This window comes from Paenibacillus peoriae KCTC 3763 (genome assembly GCF_000236805.1).
GTDB classification, from domain to species: Bacteria; Bacillota; Bacilli; order Paenibacillales; family Paenibacillaceae; genus Paenibacillus; species Paenibacillus peoriae.
This window is the reverse complement of the sequence record NZ_AGFX01000040.1, coordinates 17004-38956: the sequence shown is the minus strand read 5'-3', so window position 1 is coordinate 38956 and position 21953 is coordinate 17004. Positions and strand designations below refer to the sequence as shown.

Genomic DNA, 21953 nt, shown 5'->3' with positions numbered 1-21953 from the left:
AAGAACAAAAAAATACGAATTTAAATGGAGGTTCAACCATGAGTAAAGAGCAAATCTTGGAAGCAATTAAAGGTATGTCCGTATTGGAACTGAACGATCTTGTAAAAGCAATCGAAGAAGAATTCGGCGTAACTGCAGCAGCTCCAGTAGCTGTAGCAGGTGGCGCAGCAGGTGGCGCAGCTGAAGCTGAGCAATCCGAGTTCGACGTAATCTTGACAAGCGCTGGCGCTTCCAAAATCAACGTTATCAAAGCAGTTCGCGAAATCACAGGTCTTGGCCTGAAAGAAGCAAAAGAACTGGTTGACAACGCTCCAAAACCACTGAAAGAAAAAATCGCTAAAGAAGAAGCTGAATCCATTAAAGCAAAATTGGAAGAAGCAGGCGCTTCTGTAGAAGTAAAATAATTGACTGCTACCTAGCAGACAATGTTTTAAAACAAACCCCTTGAGGTGATCTTCAAGGGGTTTGTTGCTGTAAAACGGTAGTACCAGCATGTCTGAAACATGATGACAAAGGCTATGATGGTATTACAACCGAAAGAGGTGGTCATGAATGGCTGATCATTATTACTCTAAACGGCCAGAGGCGGCGCATGAACGACGGAGTCTGGAGACAGTGCTAAGGGGACGAACATACCGTTTTGCCAGTGATTCAGGTGTTTTTTCAAAGCAAGGGATTGATTACGGCAGCCGTGTGCTGATTGAAGCGATGCAACTTCCCCCACAGGCCTCCGTGTTAGATGTCGGATGTGGGTATGGACCGATTGGATTGACAGCAGCAACGCTTGTACCAGAGGGCCACGTTACAATGATTGATATTAACGAACGAGCCGTTCAACTGGCAAAAGAAAATACAGAACGAAATGAGATTAAAAATGTCACGATTAAGCAGAGTGATTTGTTCGCGGAGGTAAAGCATCAGCATTTTGACGTAATTTTGACGAATCCGCCCATACGTGCAGGAAAAGAAACGGTACATGCCATTTTCGAGTTGGCGTATGAGCATTTAAACGAAGGTGGAGCTTTGTGGGTGGTCATTCAGAAAAAGCAGGGAGCTCCTTCGGCGAGTGCTAAAATCGAGAGTCTTTTTGGTTGTGTGGAGGAAGTTACGAAGGATAAAGGTTATCGAATTTTAAAAGCTGAAAAAAGTTTTGGAAAAAAGCAATAGGACCATTGACTTGAATCCTGGTCTGTGATATCATTATAAAATGTCAGTATTAGGATGCCCTCCATGGCTTTAGTTTGTTGAAATGTCAATAGGTTTATGCGTAGAAGGGTATAGTATGTCTCCCTATTACGTATAATATAATCATTTTGGGCAATCTACAAGTGATGAAGATCTTCCGGTAAGAGGATTCTGCAGATACGTCGCTCTTTTTTCGAATGCATTCGAGTAAGGGCTTTTCTGTATTTGTAAGATTGAATCTTCTGTATGTGTCTTATTATAAGGTCACAAACAGAGGTTCGCAATGTATTTTTAAAGTGAGTAGACATGAGGGGTGAGTTTAAGTTGGCAGGACATCTTGTTCAATATGGTCGACGCACTCGGCGCAGTTATGCACGTATTAATGAGGTACTCGAGGTTCCGAACCTGATTGAAATCCAACAAAAATCCTATGATTGGTTTTTGGAGGAAGGATTACGGGAGATGTTTCGGGATATTTCGCCAATTCAGGATTTCACAGGAAACCTGATTCTGGAGTTTATCGATTACTCTCTCGGAGAACCTAAATATACCGTTGACGACGCAAAGGAACGCGACGTGACGTATGCAGCACCGCTTCGGGTAAAAGTCCGGCTTATTAATAAAGAGACCGGGGAAGTGAAAGAGCAGGAAGTATTCATGGGAGACTTCCCGCTGATGACTGAAACGGGTACGTTTATTATTAACGGTGCGGAACGGGTTATTGTCAGCCAGTTGGTTCGCTCTCCCAGCGTCTATTTCAGCACAAAAGTCGATAAGAATGCGAAAACAACATACACCGCAACGGTAATTCCTAACCGGGGGGCTTGGCTCGAGCTGGAGATGGATGCGAAGGATATTATCTATGTCCGGATTGACCGTACCCGTAAAATTCCGGTTACGGTGTTGCTGCGTGCGCTAGGCTTTGGCACTGATGCTGAGATTTTGGATTTGCTCGGCAATGACGAATATATCCGTAACACGCTTGATAAAGACAATACAGACTCTACGGAGAAAGCGCTGATTGAAATTTATGAGCGTCTTCGTCCAGGTGAGCCGCCTACACTGGATAATGCAAAGAGCTTGCTCGTTGCACGCTTCTTTGATCCAAAACGTTATGATCTGGCCAACGTAGGCCGTTACAAAATCAATAAAAAGCTTCATATCAAAAACCGTCTGTTCAATCAACGGCTTGCTGAGACCCTGATTGATACGACAACTGGTGAAATCATCGCTGAAGCAGGACAAATGGTTGACCGCCGTCTGTTGGACGAGATTTTGGCCCAACTGGAAGAATCGGTTGGACACCGTACGTATCATGTTGCTAGTGGCGTACTGGAAAGCAATGATATTCCGCTTCAAACGATTGACGTATTCTCACCAATTGAGGATGGTAAAGTTGTAAAACTGATTGCTAACGGAAATATTGATAAATCGGTTAAAAATATTACGCCTGCCGATATTATTTCCTCCATCAGTTATTTTATTAACTTGCTTCACGGAATCGGAAGCACAGACGATATTGACCACTTGGGTAACCGTCGTTTGCGTTCTGTAGGTGAGTTGCTCCAGAATCAGTTCCGTATCGGTTTGTCCCGTATGGAACGCGTGGTTCGCGAAAGAATGTCGATCCAGGATGCCAATGTAATTACGCCACAGGCGCTGATTAACATACGTCCGGTAATCGCCTCGATTAAAGAGTTCTTTGGTAGCTCCCAGCTGTCTCAGTTTATGGATCAGACGAATCCGCTTGCTGAATTGACACACAAACGTCGTTTGTCCGCACTCGGACCTGGTGGTTTGACACGTGAGCGCGCGGGCATGGAAGTACGTGACGTCCATCCGAGTCACTACGGCCGTATGTGTCCTATCGAGACGCCGGAGGGACCGAACATTGGTTTGATTAACTCCTTGTCTACCTTCGCGCGTATCAACGAGTACGGATTTATCGAAGCTCCTTATCGTTGGGTAGATCCGAAAACCGGAAAAGTTACAGATCAGATTGATTACCTGACTGCTGATGAAGAAGATAACTACATCGTAGCCCAGGCAAATGCGGAATTGACGGAGGAAAACACCTTTAAGGATGAAGTCGTCATTGTCCGCTATAACAAACAGTCTGATAACATTATTCCAATGGCGAGTAGCCGTGTTGATTACATGGACGTATCACCTAAACAGGTCGTATCGGTCGCAACTGCACTGATTCCGTTCCTGGAGAACGATGACTCTAACCGCGCATTGATGGGTTCCAACATGCAGCGGCAGGCTGTCCCGCTCCTGATTCCAAAGGCTCCTTTGGTTGGAACAGGAATGGAGCATAAGTCTGCAAAAGATTCCGGTGTTTGCGTTGTGTCCAAGTACAACGGGGTAATCGAACGTTCTTCGGCTAATGAAATTTGGCTGCGCCGTATTGAAACTGTAGATGGCGCTGAAGTAAAAGGCGACATTGTTAAGTATAAATTACACAAATTTATGCGTTCTAACCAAGGAACATGCATCAACCAGCGTCCAATTGTTAACAGAGGCGATATTGTCAAAGTTGGCGATATTCTTGCAGATGGTCCTTCCACAGAGATGGGCGAGTTGGCATTGGGACGTAACGTTGTCGTGGCCTTCATGACTTGGGAAGGTTACAACTATGAGGATGCGATCCTGCTGAGCGAGAAGCTGGTTAAGGAGGATGTATACACCTCGATCCATATCGAGGAATACGAATCTGAGGCCCGCGATACGAAGCTTGGACCTGAAGAAATTACTCGTGATATCCCGAATGTTGGTGAAGAAGCGCTTCGTAATCTGGATGAGCGCGGAATTATTCGCATAGGTGCTGAAATCGCCGCAGGCGACATTCTCGTTGGTAAAGTAACGCCTAAGGGTGTGACTGAGCTGACAGCCGAAGAGCGTCTCTTGCATGCAATCTTTGGTGAGAAGGCACGCGAGGTTCGCGATACTTCCTTGAGAGTTCCTCACGGGACAGACGGAATCGTTGTAGACGTTAAAGTGTTTACACGTGAAAATGGCGATGAGCTGCCACCGGGTGTGAACCAGCTGGTACGCGTATACATTGCTCAAAAACGTAAAATCTCCGAAGGCGATAAAATGGCTGGACGTCACGGTAACAAGGGTGTCGTTGCCCGTATCTTGCCTGAGGAAGATATGCCGTTCCTGCCGGATGGTACGCCGGTACAGGTCGTTCTCAACCCACTGGGCGTACCTTCGCGGATGAACATCGGACAGGTGCTCGAAGTCCATCTGGGTATGGCTGCAATGCGTCTTGGTATTCATGTGGCTACGCCAGTATTCGATGGTGCTAAGGAGTATGATGTGTTCGATACCATGGAAGAATCAGGTATGCAGCGTAACGGTAAGACTGTGTTGTATGACGGCCGTACAGGTGATCGTTTTGAACGTGAAGTTACTGTTGGTGTCATGCACATGATTAAACTTGCACACATGGTTGACGATAAAATTCATGCCCGCTCTACGGGTCCTTACTCTCTCGTTACGCAACAACCATTGGGTGGTAAAGCTCAATTCGGTGGTCAGCGCTTCGGGGAGATGGAAGTATGGGCGCTCGAAGCCTACGGCGCGGCGTACACACTTCAGGAAATTTTGACTGTGAAATCCGATGATGTGGTTGGACGTGTTAAAACTTACGAATCCATCGTCAAAGGTGAAAATGTCCCTGAACCGGGTGTTCCTGAATCATTCAAGGTCTTGATCAAAGAGCTGCAAAGCTTGGGGATGGACGTGAAGATTCTGTCCGGAGATGAACAAGAGATCGAAATGAGAGAGCTTGATGATGAAGATGATACAACTGGCGATAAGCTGAGTTTGAATCTGGAAGGCTCTGAGGTTGGCGTAGAGTAGTTTGTCGCCGACTGAATCATATCAACTTTGTTATATGCCTTAATCCATTTTAGGATGGAATGGGCTTCTTGATACCGCCCGGTTCTGCCGGGCGGTATCAAACCTAAAAACTCAGGATTTGGTTAAGGAGGGTTGCTCCTTGTTGGACGTTAACAATTTCGAATATATGAAAATCGGGCTTGCTTCCCCCGAAAAAATTCGTTCTTGGTCCCGCGGAGAAGTCAAAAAACCGGAGACGATTAACTATCGTACACTTAAACCGGAAAAAGAAGGACTATTTTGCGAGAAAATTTTTGGACCTACGAAAGATTGGGAATGTCATTGCGGTAAGTACAAACGTGTACGCTATAAAGGTGTTGTCTGTGACCGTTGTGGTGTAGAAGTTACCCGCGCTAAAGTTCGTCGTGAACGCATGGGACACATCGAGTTGGCTGCCCCTGTATCGCACATTTGGTACTTCAAAGGCATTCCAAGCCGTATGGGTCTTGCTCTTGATATGTCTCCAAGATCTCTCGAAGAGATCATTTACTTCGCATCTTATGTTGTAACTGATCCAGGAGATACGCCACTGGAGAAAAAACAGCTTCTGTCCGAAAAAGAATACCGCAGCTACCGTGAAAAATACGGATACGGATTCCAGGCAGGTATGGGTGCTGAAGCAGTTAAAAAGCTTCTTCAGGATTTGGACATCGATAAAGAACTGGAATTCCTGAAAGAAGAGCTGCGTACAGCTCAAGGACAACGTCGTAACCGTGCCATCAAGCGTCTTGAAGTTATTGAGGCGTTCCGTAACTCTGGCAACCAGCCGGATTGGATGATCATGGACGTATTGCCTGTTATTCCTCCTGAGCTTCGTCCAATGGTACAGCTGGATGGTGGACGTTTTGCTACTTCCGATCTGAATGATCTGTATCGCCGTGTTATTAACCGTAATAACCGTCTGAAACGCCTGTTAGATCTGGGTGCGCCAGATATTATCGTGCAAAATGAAAAACGGATGCTGCAGGAAGCTGTTGACGCTCTGATTGATAACGGTCGTCGTGGTCGCCCTGTTACAGGTCCGGGTAATCGTCCTTTGAAATCCCTCAGCCACATGCTGAAAGGTAAACAAGGACGTTTCCGTCAAAACTTGCTCGGAAAACGTGTTGACTACTCCGGTCGTTCTGTTATCGTAGTAGGTCCGTACTTGAAGATGTACCAATGCGGTTTGCCGAAAGAAATGGCGCTGGAACTGTTCAAGCCTTTTGTTATGAAAGAACTTGTGAATAAAGGTCTGGCACACAACATCAAGAGCGCGAAGCGCAAAGTAGAACGTGTTAGCGCAGAAGTATGGGATGTGCTCGAAGAAGTAATCAAGGAGCATCCGGTTCTTCTAAACCGTGCCCCTACGCTGCATAGACTGGGTATTCAAGCGTTTGAACCGATTTTGGTTGAAGGCCGTGCGATTCGTTTGCACCCACTCGTATGTACGGCATACAATGCCGACTTTGACGGTGACCAAATGGCGGTTCACGTTCCGTTGTCTGCGGAAGCTCAAGCAGAAGCTCGTCTGCTTATGCTGGCATCCGGCAACATTTTGAATCCAAAAGACGGCAAGCCTGTTGTTACTCCTTCCCAGGATATGGTCCTTGGTTCTTTCTATTTGACAATGGATAACAAGGAAGAAGAAGGAAGTAACATGATCCTCCGTAACCCGAATGAGGCGATCTCGGCTTACCAGCGCGGTACAGCGGGTCTTCATGCTCGTGTAGCTATTCCAGTTAAAGCTTTGAATAAAACGAGCTTTACAGAGAAGCAACAGGAAGCAATGTTGATTACAACAGTGGGTAAAATTATCTTTAATGAGATCTTCCCGGCAAGCTTCCCGTACATCAATGACGCTACTCGTGCCAACCTGCTTTATGGTACTGCGGAGGAGTTCTTTGTTTACGAGAAAGGTGTAGATCTTACTGAAGCCATCCAAAATGCTCCACAAGCTGGTGGGGTGGGCAAGGATTACCTTGGTAATATCATCGCTCGTTGCTTTGAGATTTACCATACGACAGAAACTGCTGTAATTCTGGATAAGATCAAGCAGCTTGGCTTTACGTATTCTACTCGTGCAGGTGTGACGGTTGCCGTGGCAGATGTAGTTGTGCCTCAAGAGAAACAGGATATTCTTAAAGCGTCTGACGATAAAGCACAAGTCGTAACAAATCAGTACCGTCGTGGTCTGATTACGAACGAGGAACGCTATGACCGGATTATTGATATTTGGTCCAAGGCTAAAGATGATATTACAGAGATTTTGATGAAATCCATGGATCGCTACAACTCCATCATGATGATGGTTGACTCCAAAGCGCGTGGTAACAAATCACAGATTACCCAGCTCGGCGGTATGCGTGGACTGATGGCGAATCCATCCGGTCGTATTATCGAGCTCCCAATCAAATCGAATTTCCGTGAAGGTCTGACAGTACTCGAGTACTTCATCTCCACACACGGAGCACGTAAAGGTTTGGCGGATACAGCCCTGCGTACGGCTGACTCTGGTTACCTGACTCGTCGTCTCGTTGATGTGGCACAGGATGTTATTGTGCGCGAAGATGACTGCGGAACGGATAAAGGCTTTACAGTAAGCCGTATCCAGGACGGCAAAGAAGTAATTGAGGACCTGTACGATCGTCTGGAAGGTCGTTACTGCTTCGAAACAGTACGTCATCCGGAGACTGGAGAGATCTTGGCTAGACGCAACGAACTGATTGACTCCAACAAAGCTGAAGCGATTGTTAAAGCTGGTGTAGAGAAGGTTCAAATTCGTTCCGTACTAAGCTGTCGCGCCAAACATGGCGTCTGCAAAAAGTGCTACGGTCGTAATCTGGCTACTGGTAAACATGTTGAGATTGGTGAAGCGGTTGGTATTATCGCGGCGCAATCCATCGGTGAACCGGGAACACAGCTCACCATGCGTACGTTCCACACAGGCGGCGTAGCAGGAGACGATATTACACAAGGTTTGCCTCGTATCCAGGAGCTTTTCGAAGCGCGTAATCCTAAAGGTCAGGCAACCATCAGTGAAATTGACGGTATAGTTAAAGAAGTACGTGAAGGTAAAGACCGTCGTGAAATCGACATTCAGGGTGAAGCTGAAACGAAAACTTACTCGGTAACTTATGGTTCACGTCTGCGTGTAAGCGAAGGCATGACTGTTGAAGCCGGGGACGAACTGACGGATGGTTCGATCGACCCTAAAGAAATGCTGCGTATTAAAGGTATTCGCGGGGTACAAAACTATATCCTTCAGGAAGTTCAACGTGTATACCGAAATCAGGGCGTAGAAATCAACGATAAGCACGTGGAAGTTATGATTCGTCAAATGCTGCGTAAAATCCGTATCATTGATGCGGGTGACACGACGCTGCTTCCAGGTTCCTTTGTTGATGTGCATGAGTATGAAAATGCGAATAAGATAGCGATTCTCAGCGGACAGGAGCCTGCGGTAGCCAAACCGGTTCTGCTCGGTATTACCAAGGCGTCTCTGGAAACTGATTCCTTCCTGTCTGCAGCTTCCTTCCAGGAGACTACTCGTGTCCTGACTGATGCTGCTATTAAAGGCAAGGTCGATCAGTTGCTTGGTCTGAAAGAGAATGTAATTATCGGTAAGCTGATTCCTGCGGGAACAGGTATGAATCGTTACCGTAGTGTGAAATTTGCCCAGCCAGAAGAGGAACAATCCTCATCTGAGGAACTTGAGCCAATTTCGGCTGATTGATAAAAAGTATTAATGGTCCGGGGCATCCTATCCTTGCTGGAGTCTTGCTTAGAGGCTTCAGCGGGTGGTGTTCCGGTGTTTTTCTAAAAACGAACGTACTAGCTTTGGTCAAGTGAATTATAAGTTGATAATTGTCTTGACATTGTTAATAGTCAATGCTAATATAGCAAAGGTGCGTGAGCAGCCTATATGCTATTGGGTCTTTTCGGAGGAATGAGATATGTCTAAAGAACAGGGACTGCAAGATGCTCATGTCAAAATCGGTACCAAACAAACCATTCGTATGGTAGAATTGGGCTTCGCCTCTGAAGTATATGTGGCAGAAGACGCAGATCAGCGTCTCACTTCCAACATCATTGCTTTGTGCAACAAGCAAGGAGTCAAAGTGACTCTCGTAGACACAATGAAAAATCTCGGAGCTGCATGTGGGATTGAAGTGGGGGCCGCAATGGCTGCTATCGTAAAACAATAGGGTAAGGAACGTTTTTGTCTAGAGAATTGTATTCTTGGCGGCAAAGACTTTTCATTTGTTCTTTTATGAACCGCCTGGGTCTGTGGGCTTAGATAGGGTTTATAAAGTAACAGCAAAAATTGAGGAAGGGGGTGGCAACCAACATGCCAACTATTAACCAACTGGTTCGTAAAGGACGTCAAGCCAAAATCGAGAAATCGAAATCACCGGCTTTGCAAAAAGGTTTTAATGCCTTGAAACGTGAAGCTACCGACATCAGTGCCCCGCAAAAACGCGGAGTGTGCACTCGTGTAGGTACTATGACTCCGAAAAAACCAAACTCCGCACTTCGTAAATATGCTCGTGTTCGCTTGACGAACCGTGTAGAGGTGACTGCTTACATTCCAGGTATTGGACATAACCTTCAAGAACACAGCGTAGTGCTGATTCGTGGCGGTCGTGTAAAAGACCTTCCGGGTGTGCGTTACCATATCGTTCGCGGTGCTTTGGATACTGCAGGCGTAAACAACCGCATGCAAGCTCGTTCCAAATACGGCGCAAAACGCCCTAAAGCTAAAAAATCCTAATGAATATAAACCGCGTATGCAGGTTTAACATGTAAGAAAGGGGGATATCCATGCCACGCAAAGGTCCAGTTACCAAAAGAGACGTGTTGCCAGATCCGGTATACAACAGCAAGTTGGTTACCCGCTTGATCAACCGCATCATGCTCGACGGAAAACGAGGCGTTGCTCAAAGCATTCTGTACAATGCGTTCAAGCTTATCCAAGAACGTACGGGGAATGACCCGATGGAAGTTTTTGAAGCAGCTATTAAGAATATCATGCCAGTCCTGGAAGTTAAAGCACGCCGTGTCGGCGGTGCCAACTACCAAGTACCAATCGAGGTAAAACCAGAAAGACGTACGTCCCTGGGATTACGTTGGCTCGTAAACTACTCCCGCAACCGCGGCGAGAAGACAATGGAAGAGCGTTTGGCGGCTGAGATTATCGATGCTTCCAACAACACAGGCGCTTCCGTGAAAAAACGTGAAGACACACACAAAATGGCTGAAGCGAACAAAGCGTTTGCTCACTATCGTTGGTAGGATTCAGCTTAAAAAAATAACTTCAATTTTGAAGGGAGACCCATTTCATGGCAAGAGAGTTCTCCTTGAAAAATACACGTAATATCGGGATCATGGCTCATATTGACGCGGGTAAAACCACAACAACAGAGCGGATCTTGTTCTACACAGGCCGTACGCACAAAATCGGTGAAGTTCACGAAGGCGCTGCGACAATGGACTGGATGGAACAAGAACAAGAGCGCGGAATCACGATTACTTCCGCTGCGACGACCGCTGCCTGGAAAGGTCACCGCGTCAATATCATCGACACCCCGGGGCACGTTGACTTCACTGTTGAAGTTGAACGTTCCCTTCGTGTATTGGACGGAGCAGTTGGTGTTTTCAGTGCGAAAGAAGGCGTTGAGCCTCAGTCAGAAACCGTATGGAGACAGGCTGATCGTTACGGCGTTCCACGGATCGCATATGTAAACAAAATGGATATCATTGGTGCCGACTTCTTGAATGTTGTCTCCGACATGCGTGATCGCCTTCAAGCGAACGCAGTTGCGATTCAATTGCCAATCGGTGCAGAAAATGATTTTACTGGTATCATCGATATCGTTGAACAAAAAGCTCATATGTACAAAGATGATCTTGGTCAAGATATCGAAGAAACCGAAATTCCTGCGGAATTCAAAGATCAAGTTGAAGAACTCCGTAATGAATTGATCGAGAAGGTTGCTGAACTGGACGAAGAATTGACAATGAAATATCTGGAAGGCGAAGAAATTTCGGTTGCCGAAATTAAAGCCGCTCTCCGTAAAGGTGTTGTAGAAGTTAAAATCTTCCCAGTTATCTGTGGATCTTCTTACCGTAACAAAGGTGTTCAGCTGATGCTGGATGCTGTTCTCGACTACTTGCCAGCTCCTACTGACGTGCCAAGTATTCAAGGACATTTGGAAGACGGTACGGAAGTTGAGCGTCACTCTTCCGATGAAGAGCCCTTCTCCGCATTGGCCTTCAAAATCATGACGGATCCTTACGTTGGTAAGCTGACATTCTTCCGCGTATACTCCGGTGTGCTTCAATCCGGTTCATACGTATTGAATGCAACAAAAGGCAAGCGCGAACGTATCGGACGTATTCTTCAAATGCACGCGAACAGCCGTCAAGAAATCACTGAAGTTTACTCCGGTGATATTGCGGCAGCCGTAGGTTTGAAAGATACAGGTACAGGTGATACACTGTGTGATGAGAAGAATCCAGTTATTCTCGAGTCCATGAATTTCCCTGATCCGGTTATCGAAATCGCGGTTGAGCCTAAAACCAAAGCTGACCAAGATAAGATGTCTGTTGCACTCGGTAAATTGACCGAAGAAGATCCAACTCTTCGTGCTCATACTAACGAAGAAACTGGTCAAACCATCTTGGCAGGTATGGGTGAGCTTCACCTTGACATCATCATCGATCGTATGCGTCGTGAGTTCAAGGTGGAAACCAATGTGGGTAAACCACAGGTTGCTTACCGTGAAACGTTCCGTGCTCCAGCGCGTGTCGAAGGAAAATTCGTTCGACAATCTGGTGGTCGTGGTCAATACGGTCACGTATGGGTTGAGTTCGAGCCTCTCGAAGCAGGTACTGGTAGCCAGTTTGAAAGCAAGGTTGTCGGTGGCTCTGTTCCTAGAGAGTACATTGCACCTGCTCTTGCCGGTATTGAGGAACAAATGAAAAACGGCGTTATTGCAGGCTTCCCGCTTGTGGACGTTAAAGCTACAATCGTGGATGGATCATACCATGATGTCGATTCCAACGAAATGGCGTTTAAAATTGCCGGTTCAATGGCGCTGAAAGCAGCGAAAGACAAATGTAAACCAGTATTGCTTGAGCCGATTATGAAAGTTGAAGTAACGGTTCCTGAGGAATACATGGGTGACGTAATGGGTATGTTGAACTCCCGTCGCGGACGGATTGAAGGTATGGACTCCCGCAGTGGAGCTCAGATCATTCGTGCGAAGGTACCTTTGTCCGAGATGTTTGGATACTCGACAACACTTCGTTCCGGTACGCAAGGACGCGGCGTGTTCTCCATGGAGCTTTCTCATTATGAAGAAGTTCCGAAGAGCATTGCTGAAGAGATCGTTGCCAAAACTAAAGGCGGCGAGTAATACAATGTATCAGCTGATCGGTATACTCAAGGTTTTTCCAAAAAGTATCCGACAGCCTAAAAATAAAACATGTTATTGAGGAGGAATTGTTCAAATGGCAAAGGCTAAGTTTGAACGTAACAAACCGCACGTTAATATCGGTACTATTGGTCACGTCGATCATGGTAAAACAACTTTGACTGCTGCAATCACAACTGTATTGTCCAAAACTTACGGTGGTGCTGCTGTAGCATTCGACCAAATCGATAAAGCTCCAGAAGAGCGCGAACGCGGTATCACAATCTCCACAGCACACGTGGAATATGAAACACCTAACCGTCACTACGCACACGTTGACTGCCCAGGTCACGCCGACTATGTTAAAAACATGATCACTGGTGCTGCTCAAATGGACGGAGCGATTCTGGTTGTATCCGCAGCTGACGGCCCAATGCCACAAACTCGCGAACACATCCTGCTGTCCCGTCAAGTAGGCGTTCCTTACATCGTTGTATTCCTGAACAAATGCGACATGGTTGAAGACGAAGAGCTGTTGGAACTGGTTGAAATGGAAGTTCGCGACTTGCTGAGCGAATATGACTTCCCAGGCGACGACACTCCAATCACTCGTGGTTCCGCTCGTGAAGCACTGCAAAACCCAGAAGGCGACTGGGCTAAGAAAATCGTTGAAATGTTCGAAACAATCGACACTTATATCCCAACTCCAGAACGCGACACTGACAAGCCTTTCCTTATGCCTGTCGAGGACGTATTCTCCATCACTGGTCGTGGTACAGTTGCTACAGGCCGTGTAGAGCGTGGTACTGTTAAAGTGGGCGACGAAATCGAAATCATCGGTATTCAAGAAGAATCCCGTAAATCCGTAGTAACAGGCGTAGAAATGTTCCGTAAATTGCTTGACTCCGCTCAAGCTGGTGACAACATCGGCGCATTGCTTCGCGGTGTAGATCGTGCACAAATCGAGCGCGGCCAAGTATTGGCTAAACCAGGTTCTGTTAACCCACATACAGAATTCTCTGCTCAAATCTACGTTTTGACTAAAGAAGAGGGTGGACGTCACAAACCTTTCTTCACTGGATACCGTCCACAGTTCTACTTCCGTACAACTGACGTAACTGGCATCATCACGTTGCCAGAAGGTTCCGAAATGGTTATGCCTGGTGACAACATCACGGTTACTGTTCAACTGATCAACCCAATCGCGATTGAAGAAGGAACTAAGTTCTCCATTCGTGAAGGCGGTCGTACAGTTGGAGCCGGTGCTGTAGCAACAATCTCCAAATAATAAGGCTGCGAGCCTTAAACATAGCAACATTGTACTGGAACGAGTAACATTGTGTTGGAACGAAGCAAAACGAGCCCCTGCCCTGGTGCGGGGGCTTTTCTCTTGAATAAATGGTGAGCTGCGAGCGCAATTGTATCTTTTTCAAAATAAGATACATTGTTTTTTCGTTTTTGCTTGCAATGGGCAGAACTATTAGATATAATAACTAATGTTGTTTGTGACTGTGCGATGATGTGAGAGGTTACTGACACACCCGGCCCCTTTGCCATGGGAGGGTTGTCGGAAAATTTTCACGGAGTATGTCCGATACCAAATTGGGCGATAGAAGGAGGGACTAAAATGGCAAAGCAAAAAATTCGTATTCGTTTGAAAGCTTACGATCACAGAATTCTTGATCAATCCGCTGAGAAAATTGTTGAAACAGCTAAACGTTCGGGCGCTGGTGTATCCGGACCAATTCCGCTGCCAACTGAAAAACAAGTTATTACCATTCTCCGTGCGGTACACAAGTACAAGGATTCCCGGGAACAATTCGAAATGCGCACACACAAGCGTCTGATCGACATCGTTAACCCGACTCCACAAACTGTGGATGCCTTGATGCGCTTGGACCTGCCGTCCGGTGTAGATATCGAAATTAAATTGTAATATGTGATTAGGAAAAGAAAAGAGGTGTCAACATGAAAGGTATCTTAGGAAAAAAACTCGGAATGACTCAAGTGTTTACCCCTGAAGGTAACGTGCTTGCTGTTACGGTTATCGAAGCGGGACCTTGTGTTGTTCTGCAAAAGAAAGATCAGGAAAACGATGGATACGAAGCGATTCAACTCGGTTTCTCTGATAAAAAAGAAAAAAGATCCAATAAACCTGAAGCAGGACATGCGAAAAAAGCAAATACTGCACCTAAGCGCTACGTTCGTGAACTTCGTGGCATCGACCTTGCTGCGTACGAGGTTGGCCAAGAACTGAAGGCTGATGTCTTCACAGAAGGCGAATTCGTTGACGTAACAGGTATTTCCAAAGGTAAAGGTTTTGCTGGCGTTATCAAACGTTGGGGCCAAAGCCGCGGACCAATGGCACACGGCTCGCGTTACCACAGAGGTCCAGGTTCCATGGGCTCCATTCAAGCTAACCGCGTTCCTAAAGGTAAACACCTGCCAGGACACATGGGTAATGAAACGGTAACCATTCAACGTCTTGAAGTTGTTAAAGTCGATACAGAACGTAATGTATTGCTCGTGAAAGGTTCCATTCCAGGACCTAAAAACAGCTTCGTTAAAGTATTAGAAACGGTGAAAAAATAAACGACTGAAGAAAGGAGGAACACGAAATGCCAAAAGTAGCACTTTTAAATATTAGCGGCAGCCAAGTAGGCGAAATTGAATTGAACGATGCAGTATTCGGTATCGAGCCGAACAAACACGTTCTTCATGACGCTGTTGTTATGCAATTGGCTTCCCTGCGTCAAGGTACTCACAAAGTAAAAGGACGTTCTGAAGTACGTGGCGGCGGACGTAAGCCTTGGAAACAAAAAGGTACCGGCCGTGCTCGTCAAGGTTCGATCCGTGCACCGCAATGGGTTGGTGGCGGTACTGTATTCGGTCCGACTCCACGCAGTTACGCTTACAAATTGCCTAAAAAAGTTCGTCGTCTGGCGATCAAATCAGCATTATCATCCAAAGTGATTGAGAATGAAATTATCGTATTGGACGCTCTTACACTGAACGGACCTAAAACGAAAGAATTCGCAGCCATTTTGAATAACCTTAAAGCTGATCGTAAAGCATTGATCGTAGCTCCTAGCTATGATGATAATGTTGCACTTTCCGCTCGTAATATTCCTGGTGTGAAGTTTGTAGCCGCAGACGGCATTAATGTTCTTGACGTGCTTGGACACGACAAACTGATCATTACGAAGGAAGCAGTTCAGAAGGTAGAGGAGGTGCTCGCGTAATGAAGGATCCTCGTGATATTATCAAACGTCCGGTTATCACTGAACGTACGGCTGGTATGATGAATGACTTGAAATACGTTTTCGAGGTTGACATTCGTTCTAACAAAGTCGAAATTAAAAAAGCAATCGAAGCGATCTTTAACGTGAAAGTAAGTAACGTAAATACGCTTCGCGTTCCTGCAAAACCAAAACGCTACGGCCGTCATTCCGGCTATACGAGCGAGTGGAAAAAAGCGTTCGTAACGCTGAGCAAAGACAGTAAGCCGCTTGAGTTTTTTGAAACGGTATAATTGAAACTGTAAAGTAAGGAGGGAAACTCAGTGCCAATTAAAAAGTATAAACCAACGTCCCCGGCCAGACGTGCAATGTCTGTATCTACTTTCGAGGAGATCACAACAAATCAGCCCGAGAAATCGTTGCTGGCACCTCTGAGCAAGCAAGCTGGACGCAATAACCAAGGTAAAATTACAGTTCGTCATCAAGGCGGCGGACACAAACGTAAATACCGTATTATTGACTTCAAACGTAACAAAGATGGAATACCGGGCCGCGTTGCTACGATCGAATATGATCCGAACCGTACGTCCAACATCGCACTTATCCACTATGTGGATGGTGAAAAACGTTACATCATCGCTCCTAAAGGTTTGAAAGTAGGAGACGAAGTGGTATCCGGTCCGGATTCCGATATCAAAATCGGTAACTCCTTGCCATTGGAAAATATTCCAGTAGGTACGGTTATCCACAATATCGAATTGAAACCGGGTAAAGGTGGCCAACTTGTTCGTGCTGCTGGTACGGAAGCCCAACTTCTTGGTAAAGAAGAGAAGTATGTAACAATTCGTTTGACTTCTGGTGAAGTTCGTCGCATTTTGAAAGTTTGCCGCGCAACAATCGGTTCTGTTGGTAACGAAGACCACGAACTTGTTAAGATCGGTAAAGCCGGTCGTAGTCGTTGGTTGGGACAACGTCCTGAAGTTCGTGGTGTTGTTATGAACCCTAACGATCACCCACACGGTGGTGGTGAAGGTCGCGCTCCAATCGGACGTAAATCTCCAATGTCTCCATGGGGCAAACCAACCCTTGGTTACAAAACGCGTAAAAAAGGTAAAGCATCTGATAAATACATCGTTCGTCGTCGTACTAAGTAATGAAACGTGCGCTTAAGTCGCACGTTAACATTTTAAGGAACGGCAACGTTTTAACGAAGGGAGGATTCATAAATGGGTCGCAGTCTCAAAAAAGGACCATTCATTGATGGTTACTTGCTGAAAAAAGTAGAGGTTTTGAACGAGTCGGACAAAAAAGTCGTGATCAAAACTTGGTCCCGTCGCTCTACGATTTTCCCACAATTTATCGGACATACGTTTGGTGTATACGATGGTCGTAAACACGTACCAGTATACGTAACGGAAGATATGGTCGGACACAAATTGGGCGAATTCGCTCCAACGCGTACGTACAAAGGCCATACGGATGACGATAAGAAAACAAGAAGATAATCAACACAGCGTAGTGTTTGAGAGGAGGTAACTCAATGGAAGCAAAAGCACATGCTAAATCCGTGCGGATTTCCGCTCGCAAAGTGAAACTTGTTATCGATTTGATTCGTGGCAAGCAGGTTGGTGAGGCGATTGCAATTCTTCGTCACACTCCGAAATCCGCTTCTCCAGTCGTTGAGAAATTGTTGAATTCTGCGATCGCAAATGCAGATCACAACTACTCTATGGACGTAAATAAATTGGTAGTATCTGAGGTTTTCGTAAACCAAGGTCCTACAATGAAACGGTTCCGCCCGCGTGCAATGGGTCGTGCAAGCCGCATCAATAAACGCACCAGTCATATTACTCTGGTGGTATCTGAAAAATAAGGAGGGAAAACGTGTGGGCCAAAAGGTAAATCCCGTCGGACTCCGAATCGGTATTATTCGTGATTGGGAATCCAAATGGTATGCAGGCAAAGATTTCGGTGATCTTTTGCTGGAAGACGTTAAGATTCGTGAGCATTTGAAGAAAAGATTGAAAGACTCCGCTGTATCCCGTGTTGAAATCGAGAGAGCAGCTAACCGCGTCAACGTAACGATTCACACTGCGAAACCAGGTATGGTTATCGGTAAGGGTGGTTCCGAAGTTGAAAACCTGCGTAATGAAATCACTAAAATTGCAGGCGGTAAAAAGGTACACATCAATATCTCTGAAATTAAAAATCCTGAACTGGATGCAATTTTGGTTGCTGAAAGCATTGCACAACAATTGGAACGTCGTGTTTCTTTCCGTCGTGCGTTGAAACAAGCAATTCAAAGAACTATGCGTTCCGGAGCAAAAGGAATTAAAACTCAAGTAGGCGGACGTCTTGGCGGTGCCGAAATCGCTCGTTCCGAAGGGTACAGCGAAGGAACTGTTCCACTGCATACGCTTCGTGCTGACATCGACTACGGTACAGCAGAGGCTCATACTACTTATGGCCGTCTTGGCGTAAAGGTATGGATCTATCGTGGAGAAGTTCTTCCTCCAGCTAAGAAACAAGCTCCTCAGGAAGGAGGCAACTAATCATGTTGGTACCTAAACGTGTAAAACATCGTAAACAACAACGTGGTCACATGAAGGGTCGTGCAAAAGGCGGTACTACACTGAATTTTGGTGAGTACGGTTTGCAAGCTACTGAACCAGCATGGATCACTAACCGTCAAATCGAAGCTGCTCGTATTGCGATGACTCGTTACATCAAACGTGGTGGTAAGGTTTGGATTAAAATTTTCCCTGACAAACCAATTACTCAAAAGCCTCTTGAGGTTCGTATGGGTAGTGGTAAAGGTAACGTAGAAAAATGGGTTGCAGTAGTGAAACCAGGTAAGATCATGTTTGAACTTGCTGGTGTACCGGAAGAGATTGCTCGTGAAGCAATGCGTCTTGCCGCTCACAAACTGCCAATCAAAACTAAGTTTGTGAAACGTGAAGAATTGGGTGGTGAAGCAAATGAAGGCTAGTGAATTCCGCAACCTAACCACTGCTGAAATCGAACAAAAGATCTCTGGTTTTAAAGAAGAACTTTTTAACCTTCGTTTTCAACTCGCTACCGGTCAGCTTGATAACCCGACTCGGATCGGCGCTGTGCGTAAGGAAATTGCTCGTGCTAAAACTGTGATCCGTGAAAGAGAACTTGGGATTAGCTAAGATATTAGACCGGGTGGGAAATCCGCCTGTAATTAGGAAGGAGGCCAACAATGAGCGAACGTAATGCCCGTAAAGTATTAGTCGGTAAAGTAGTTAGCGACAAAATGGATAAAACGATTGTGATTGCTGTAGAAACTTACAAAAAGCATGATCTCTACCATAAACGCATTAAAGTGACTAAAAAATTCAAAGCTCATGATGAAAACAACACCGCACAAATCGGTGATACAGTTAAAATCATGGAAACTCGTCCTTTGTCCAAAGACAAAAACTGGAGACTGGTCGAAATCGTTGAAAAAGCTGTTATAATCTAATGTAGCGTAGTTTTTCCGAAAGGAGGATAAATAAATGATTCAACCATTTACACGTTTGACTGTGGCTGACAATTCCGGCGCAAAGGAACTGATGTGTATCCGTGTGCTCGGTGGTACGGGACGTCGTACAGCTCAAATTGGTGACCTGATCGTTTGTTCCGTAAAACAAGCAACACCAGGCGGCGTTGTCAAAAAGGGTGATGTAGTAAGAGCGGTTGTCGTTCGTACTAAACGTTCTATCCGCCGTAAAGACGGTTCCTACATCGGATTTGATGAGAACGCAGCAGTGGTCGTTAAAGAAGACAAGAGCCCACGTGGTACTCGTATTTTCGGACCAGTTGCTCGCGAACTTCGTGACAAGGACTTTATGAAAATCGTTTCCTTGGCTCCGGAAGTGATCTAAATTCACCTTAAAATGTGCCCGTAGGAGGTGTACGAAATGCCAAAAGTGAAAAAAGTTCTGGAATCCCACAACAACAAGCTGCACGTCAAAAAGGACGATACTGTTCTGGTGATTACAGGTAAAGATAAAGGTAAAAAAGGTCGCGTTATCGCTGCTTACCCTCGTCAAAACCGTGTGCTTGTGGAAGGTGTTAACATGATTAAAAAACACCAGAAGCCTAATCAGCTGAATCCACAAGGCGGCATCATCGAGAAAGAAGCTCCGATTCACGTTTCCAACGTTATGCACATTGATCCGAAGAGCGGAAAAGTAACTCGTATTGGTTACAAAGTATTGGACAACGGAAAAAAAGTGCGTATTGCAAAACGTTCAGGCGAAGTGATCGACTAATTATTTTTTAAAGAAAGGAGGACTATGATTCATGGCAACAACAAGAATGAAAGAACGTTTCTTGAAAGAAATCACTCCTGCTTTGATGCAGAAGTTCAACTATACAACAGTGATGCAAGTGCCTAAAATCGAGAAAGTTGTAATCAACATGGGTGTTGGCGACGCAGTTCAAAACTCCAAAGTGCTTGATTCAGCTCTCAATGACATGCAGCTGATTGCTGGTCAAAAACCAGTTATCACTCGCGCTAAAAAATCTATTGCAGGTTTTAAATTGCGTGAAAACATGCCAATCGGTGTTAAGGTAACACTTCGTGGCGAGCGTATGTATTATTTCTTGGACAAATTGTTCAACATTACGCTTCCTCGCGTACGTGACTTCCATGGTGTATCAACAAAAGCTTTTGACGGACGTGGTAACTACACGCTTGGTCTGAAAGAACAGTTGATCTTCCCGGAAATCGAGTATGATCAAGTTGATAAAGTTCGTGGTATGGACATCGTTATCGTAACGACTGCCAAAACTGACGAAGAGTCCCGTGAGCTTCTGACTCAGCTGGGCATGCCTTTCGCAAAGTAATGTTGGCATAACGTTTTGGGCGTCTGATTTAAAGGACCCCTGTTCTCCGAAACTATTTAGGAGGTGTCAGGCTAAGTGGCAAAAACTTCAATGAAAGTCAAACAACAACGCGCACCAAAGTTTAAAGTTCGTGCTTACACTCGTTGCGAGCGTTGTGGTCGTCCACATTCGGTACTGCAAAAGTTTAAGATCTGCAGAATTTGCTTCCGTGAATTAGCTTATAAAGGCCAGATTCCTGGCGTGAAAAAAGCAAGCTGGTAAAAAGTCCTGTTTGGGAAGGAGGTTTATACACAATGACTATGTCTGATCCAATTGCAGATATGCTTACTCGTATTCGTAACGCGAACACAGTTCGTCACGAAACAGTAGAAATGCCTGCATCTACAATGAAAAAACAAATCGCCGACATCCTGAAACGTGAAGGATTCATTCGTGATGCGGAATTTGTTGAAGATAGCAAACAAGGGATCATCCGTATTTTCTTGAAATACGGTGCGAACAACGAGCGTGTTATTACAGGTTTGAAAAGAATCAGTAAACCAGGTCTTCGCGTTTACACGAAGAGCAATGAGATTCCACGCGTTCTGGGTGGACTCGGGATCGCAATCATTTCAACATCCAAAGGTATCATGACTGATAAAGAAGCACGTCAGTCCAAAGCCGGCGGAGAAGTGGTTTGCTACGTTTGGTAAGATAACGTTTAAAAGATAGGAGGTGCAACAGATATGTCCCGTATTGGTCGTAAACCAATCACAGTACCAAGTGGTGTTGACGTAACTTTGAACAACACAGTGATCACAGTTAAAGGTCCTAAAGGAGCATTGACTCGTGAGCTTCACAAAGACATGTCCGTTACTGTGGAAAACAATGAAATTAATGTAGTTCGTCCTTCGGACAATAAACTTCACCGTTCTTTGCATGGAACAACCCGCAGCGTTGTTAGCAACATGGTAAGTGGTGTAACTGAAGGTTTTTCCAAATCTCTGGAGCTGGTTGGGGTCGGATATCGTGCAAGCAAATCCGGAGATAAAATCGTTCTGAACGTTGGATACTCTCACCCGGTTGAAATCACACCGGAAGCGGGCATCGAATTCGAAGTTCCTTCGAACACTAAAATCATCGTTCGCGGAATTGATAAAGAGCGTGTAGGTGCATACGCTGCTAAAATTCGTTCCGTTCGTGAACCTGAACCGTACAAAGGTAAAGGGATTAAATACGAAGGCGAGCGCATCATCCGTAAAGAAGGTAAAGCCGGTAAGAAGAAATAAGTTTCTTACCGACTTTGTGCGGTCTTTCTGCAGGAAAGACTTCGTACTTCTTTTTTACCCAGTGCGTCTTAGTATAAAGCTTTAAAAGGCAAACT

General features: G+C 45.5%; 26 protein-coding genes. All 26 read left to right on the top strand.

The features are described from left to right. The first annotated feature begins 38 nt into the window (after window positions 1–38). The 26 genes from rplL to rplF all read left to right on the top strand — a co-directional run bounded on the left by rplL (window position 39) and on the right by rplF (window position 21858). Window positions 39–404 carry a 50S ribosomal protein L7/L12 gene (gene rplL / locus KQI_RS0120920; protein WP_010348819.1) on the top strand — a complete coding sequence of 122 codons (366 nt, stop codon included), beginning with the start codon at window positions 39–41 and terminating at the stop codon, window positions 402–404. Window positions 405–552: 148 nt separating this feature from the next. Beyond that, the gene (locus tag KQI_RS0120915; RefSeq protein WP_010348817.1) at window positions 553–1167 is read left to right on the top strand and encodes a class I SAM-dependent methyltransferase; all 615 of its coding nucleotides are present in this window, start codon (window positions 553–555) and stop codon (window positions 1165–1167) included. 342 nt (window positions 1168–1509) lie between these two features. Further along, window positions 1510–5055, top strand: coding sequence for a DNA-directed RNA polymerase subunit beta (gene rpoB / locus KQI_RS0120910; RefSeq protein ID WP_010348816.1), 3546 nt, complete (start codon window positions 1510–1512; stop codon window positions 5053–5055). Window positions 5056–5194: 139 nt separating this feature from the next. Continuing rightward, entirely contained in the window at window positions 5195–8809 is a 3615-nt protein-coding gene (rpoC, locus tag KQI_RS0120905) for a DNA-directed RNA polymerase subunit beta' (RefSeq protein ID WP_010348815.1), read from the top strand. Window positions 8810–9029: 220 nt separating this feature from the next. Then, window positions 9030–9281: a ribosomal L7Ae/L30e/S12e/Gadd45 family protein gene (locus KQI_RS0120900; protein WP_007432588.1), complete on the top strand. Its 252-nt coding sequence runs from the start codon at window positions 9030–9032 to the stop codon at window positions 9279–9281. A 143-nt stretch (window positions 9282–9424) separates the two neighbouring features. After that, window positions 9425–9847 carry a 30S ribosomal protein S12 gene (rpsL, locus tag KQI_RS0120895; RefSeq protein WP_007432587.1) on the top strand — a complete coding sequence of 141 codons (423 nt, stop codon included), beginning with the start codon at window positions 9425–9427 and terminating at the stop codon, window positions 9845–9847. A 50-nt stretch (window positions 9848–9897) separates the two neighbouring features. Continuing rightward, a complete protein-coding gene (gene rpsG / locus KQI_RS0120890; RefSeq protein WP_007432586.1) occupies window positions 9898–10368 on the top strand; it encodes a 30S ribosomal protein S7 in 471 nt (156 codons plus the stop codon). Window positions 10369–10415: 47 nt separating this feature from the next. Next, window positions 10416–12494 carry an elongation factor G gene (fusA, locus tag KQI_RS0120885; protein ID WP_010348814.1) on the top strand — a complete coding sequence of 693 codons (2079 nt, stop codon included), beginning with the start codon at window positions 10416–10418 and terminating at the stop codon, window positions 12492–12494. A 94-nt stretch (window positions 12495–12588) separates the two neighbouring features. Then, the gene (tuf, locus tag KQI_RS0120880) at window positions 12589–13779 is read left to right on the top strand and encodes an elongation factor Tu (RefSeq protein WP_010348813.1); all 1191 of its coding nucleotides are present in this window, start codon (window positions 12589–12591) and stop codon (window positions 13777–13779) included. 339 nt (window positions 13780–14118) lie between these two features. Continuing rightward, complete coding sequence (rpsJ, locus tag KQI_RS0120875) at window positions 14119–14427, top strand: 30S ribosomal protein S10 (RefSeq protein WP_006676490.1); 309 nt, start codon at window positions 14119–14121, stop codon at window positions 14425–14427. Between the two features lie 32 nt (window positions 14428–14459). Then, window positions 14460–15083 carry a 50S ribosomal protein L3 gene (gene rplC / locus KQI_RS0120870; RefSeq protein WP_010348812.1) on the top strand — a complete coding sequence of 208 codons (624 nt, stop codon included), beginning with the start codon at window positions 14460–14462 and terminating at the stop codon, window positions 15081–15083. A gap of 26 nt (window positions 15084–15109) precedes the next feature. After that, complete coding sequence (gene rplD / locus KQI_RS0120865; RefSeq protein ID WP_007432582.1) at window positions 15110–15733, top strand: 50S ribosomal protein L4; 624 nt, start codon at window positions 15110–15112, stop codon at window positions 15731–15733. Continuing rightward, on the top strand, window positions 15733–16023 hold the full coding sequence (rplW, locus tag KQI_RS0120860) for a 50S ribosomal protein L23 (protein WP_007432581.1): 291 nt from the start codon (window positions 15733–15735) through the stop codon (window positions 16021–16023). Before rplD ends, rplW begins: the two co-directional genes overlap by 1 nt. Window positions 16024–16053: 30 nt before the next feature. Continuing rightward, entirely contained in the window at window positions 16054–16884 is an 831-nt protein-coding gene (gene rplB / locus KQI_RS0120855; protein ID WP_010348809.1) for a 50S ribosomal protein L2, read from the top strand. Window positions 16885–16956: 72 nt separating this feature from the next. Next, window positions 16957–17235 carry a 30S ribosomal protein S19 gene (gene rpsS / locus KQI_RS0120850; protein WP_007432579.1) on the top strand — a complete coding sequence of 93 codons (279 nt, stop codon included), beginning with the start codon at window positions 16957–16959 and terminating at the stop codon, window positions 17233–17235. A 35-nt stretch (window positions 17236–17270) separates the two neighbouring features. Continuing rightward, complete coding sequence (gene rplV / locus KQI_RS0120845) at window positions 17271–17603, top strand: 50S ribosomal protein L22 (RefSeq protein ID WP_007432578.1); 333 nt, start codon at window positions 17271–17273, stop codon at window positions 17601–17603. A gap of 13 nt (window positions 17604–17616) precedes the next feature. Beyond that, window positions 17617–18282, top strand: a complete 666-nt coding sequence (rpsC, locus tag KQI_RS0120840; protein ID WP_007432577.1) for a 30S ribosomal protein S3 — start codon at window positions 17617–17619, stop codon at window positions 18280–18282. Between the two features lie 2 nt (window positions 18283–18284). Beyond that, on the top strand, window positions 18285–18719 hold the full coding sequence (rplP, locus tag KQI_RS0120835) for a 50S ribosomal protein L16 (RefSeq protein ID WP_007432576.1): 435 nt from the start codon (window positions 18285–18287) through the stop codon (window positions 18717–18719). Further along, window positions 18709–18906, top strand: a complete 198-nt coding sequence (rpmC, locus tag KQI_RS0120830; protein WP_007432575.1) for a 50S ribosomal protein L29 — start codon at window positions 18709–18711, stop codon at window positions 18904–18906. The genes rplP and rpmC overlap by 11 nt, the downstream gene beginning before the upstream one ends. A 50-nt stretch (window positions 18907–18956) precedes the next feature. Further along, the gene (gene rpsQ / locus KQI_RS0120825; RefSeq protein ID WP_007432574.1) at window positions 18957–19220 is read left to right on the top strand and encodes a 30S ribosomal protein S17; all 264 of its coding nucleotides are present in this window, start codon (window positions 18957–18959) and stop codon (window positions 19218–19220) included. A gap of 34 nt (window positions 19221–19254) precedes the next feature. Next, window positions 19255–19623 (top strand): 50S ribosomal protein L14, encoded by a 369-nt coding sequence (gene rplN / locus KQI_RS0120820; RefSeq protein WP_007432573.1) that lies wholly within the window; start codon window positions 19255–19257, stop codon window positions 19621–19623. 36 nt (window positions 19624–19659) lie between these two features. Next, window positions 19660–20013, top strand: a complete 354-nt coding sequence (gene rplX, locus KQI_RS0120815; RefSeq protein ID WP_007432572.1) for a 50S ribosomal protein L24 — start codon at window positions 19660–19662, stop codon at window positions 20011–20013. Between the two features lie 31 nt (window positions 20014–20044). Beyond that, a complete protein-coding gene (rplE, locus tag KQI_RS0120810) occupies window positions 20045–20590 on the top strand; it encodes a 50S ribosomal protein L5 (protein ID WP_007432571.1) in 546 nt (181 codons plus the stop codon). 75 nt (window positions 20591–20665) lie between these two features. Then, window positions 20666–20851, top strand: a complete 186-nt coding sequence (locus tag KQI_RS0120805) for a type Z 30S ribosomal protein S14 (RefSeq protein WP_010348808.1) — start codon at window positions 20666–20668, stop codon at window positions 20849–20851. A 32-nt stretch (window positions 20852–20883) separates the two neighbouring features. After that, entirely contained in the window at window positions 20884–21282 is a 399-nt protein-coding gene (gene rpsH, locus KQI_RS0120800; protein WP_007432570.1) for a 30S ribosomal protein S8, read from the top strand. Between the two features lie 33 nt (window positions 21283–21315). Beyond that, window positions 21316–21858, top strand: a complete 543-nt coding sequence (rplF, locus tag KQI_RS0120795) for a 50S ribosomal protein L6 (protein WP_010348807.1) — start codon at window positions 21316–21318, stop codon at window positions 21856–21858. Window positions 21859–21953: the final 95 nt, after the last annotated feature.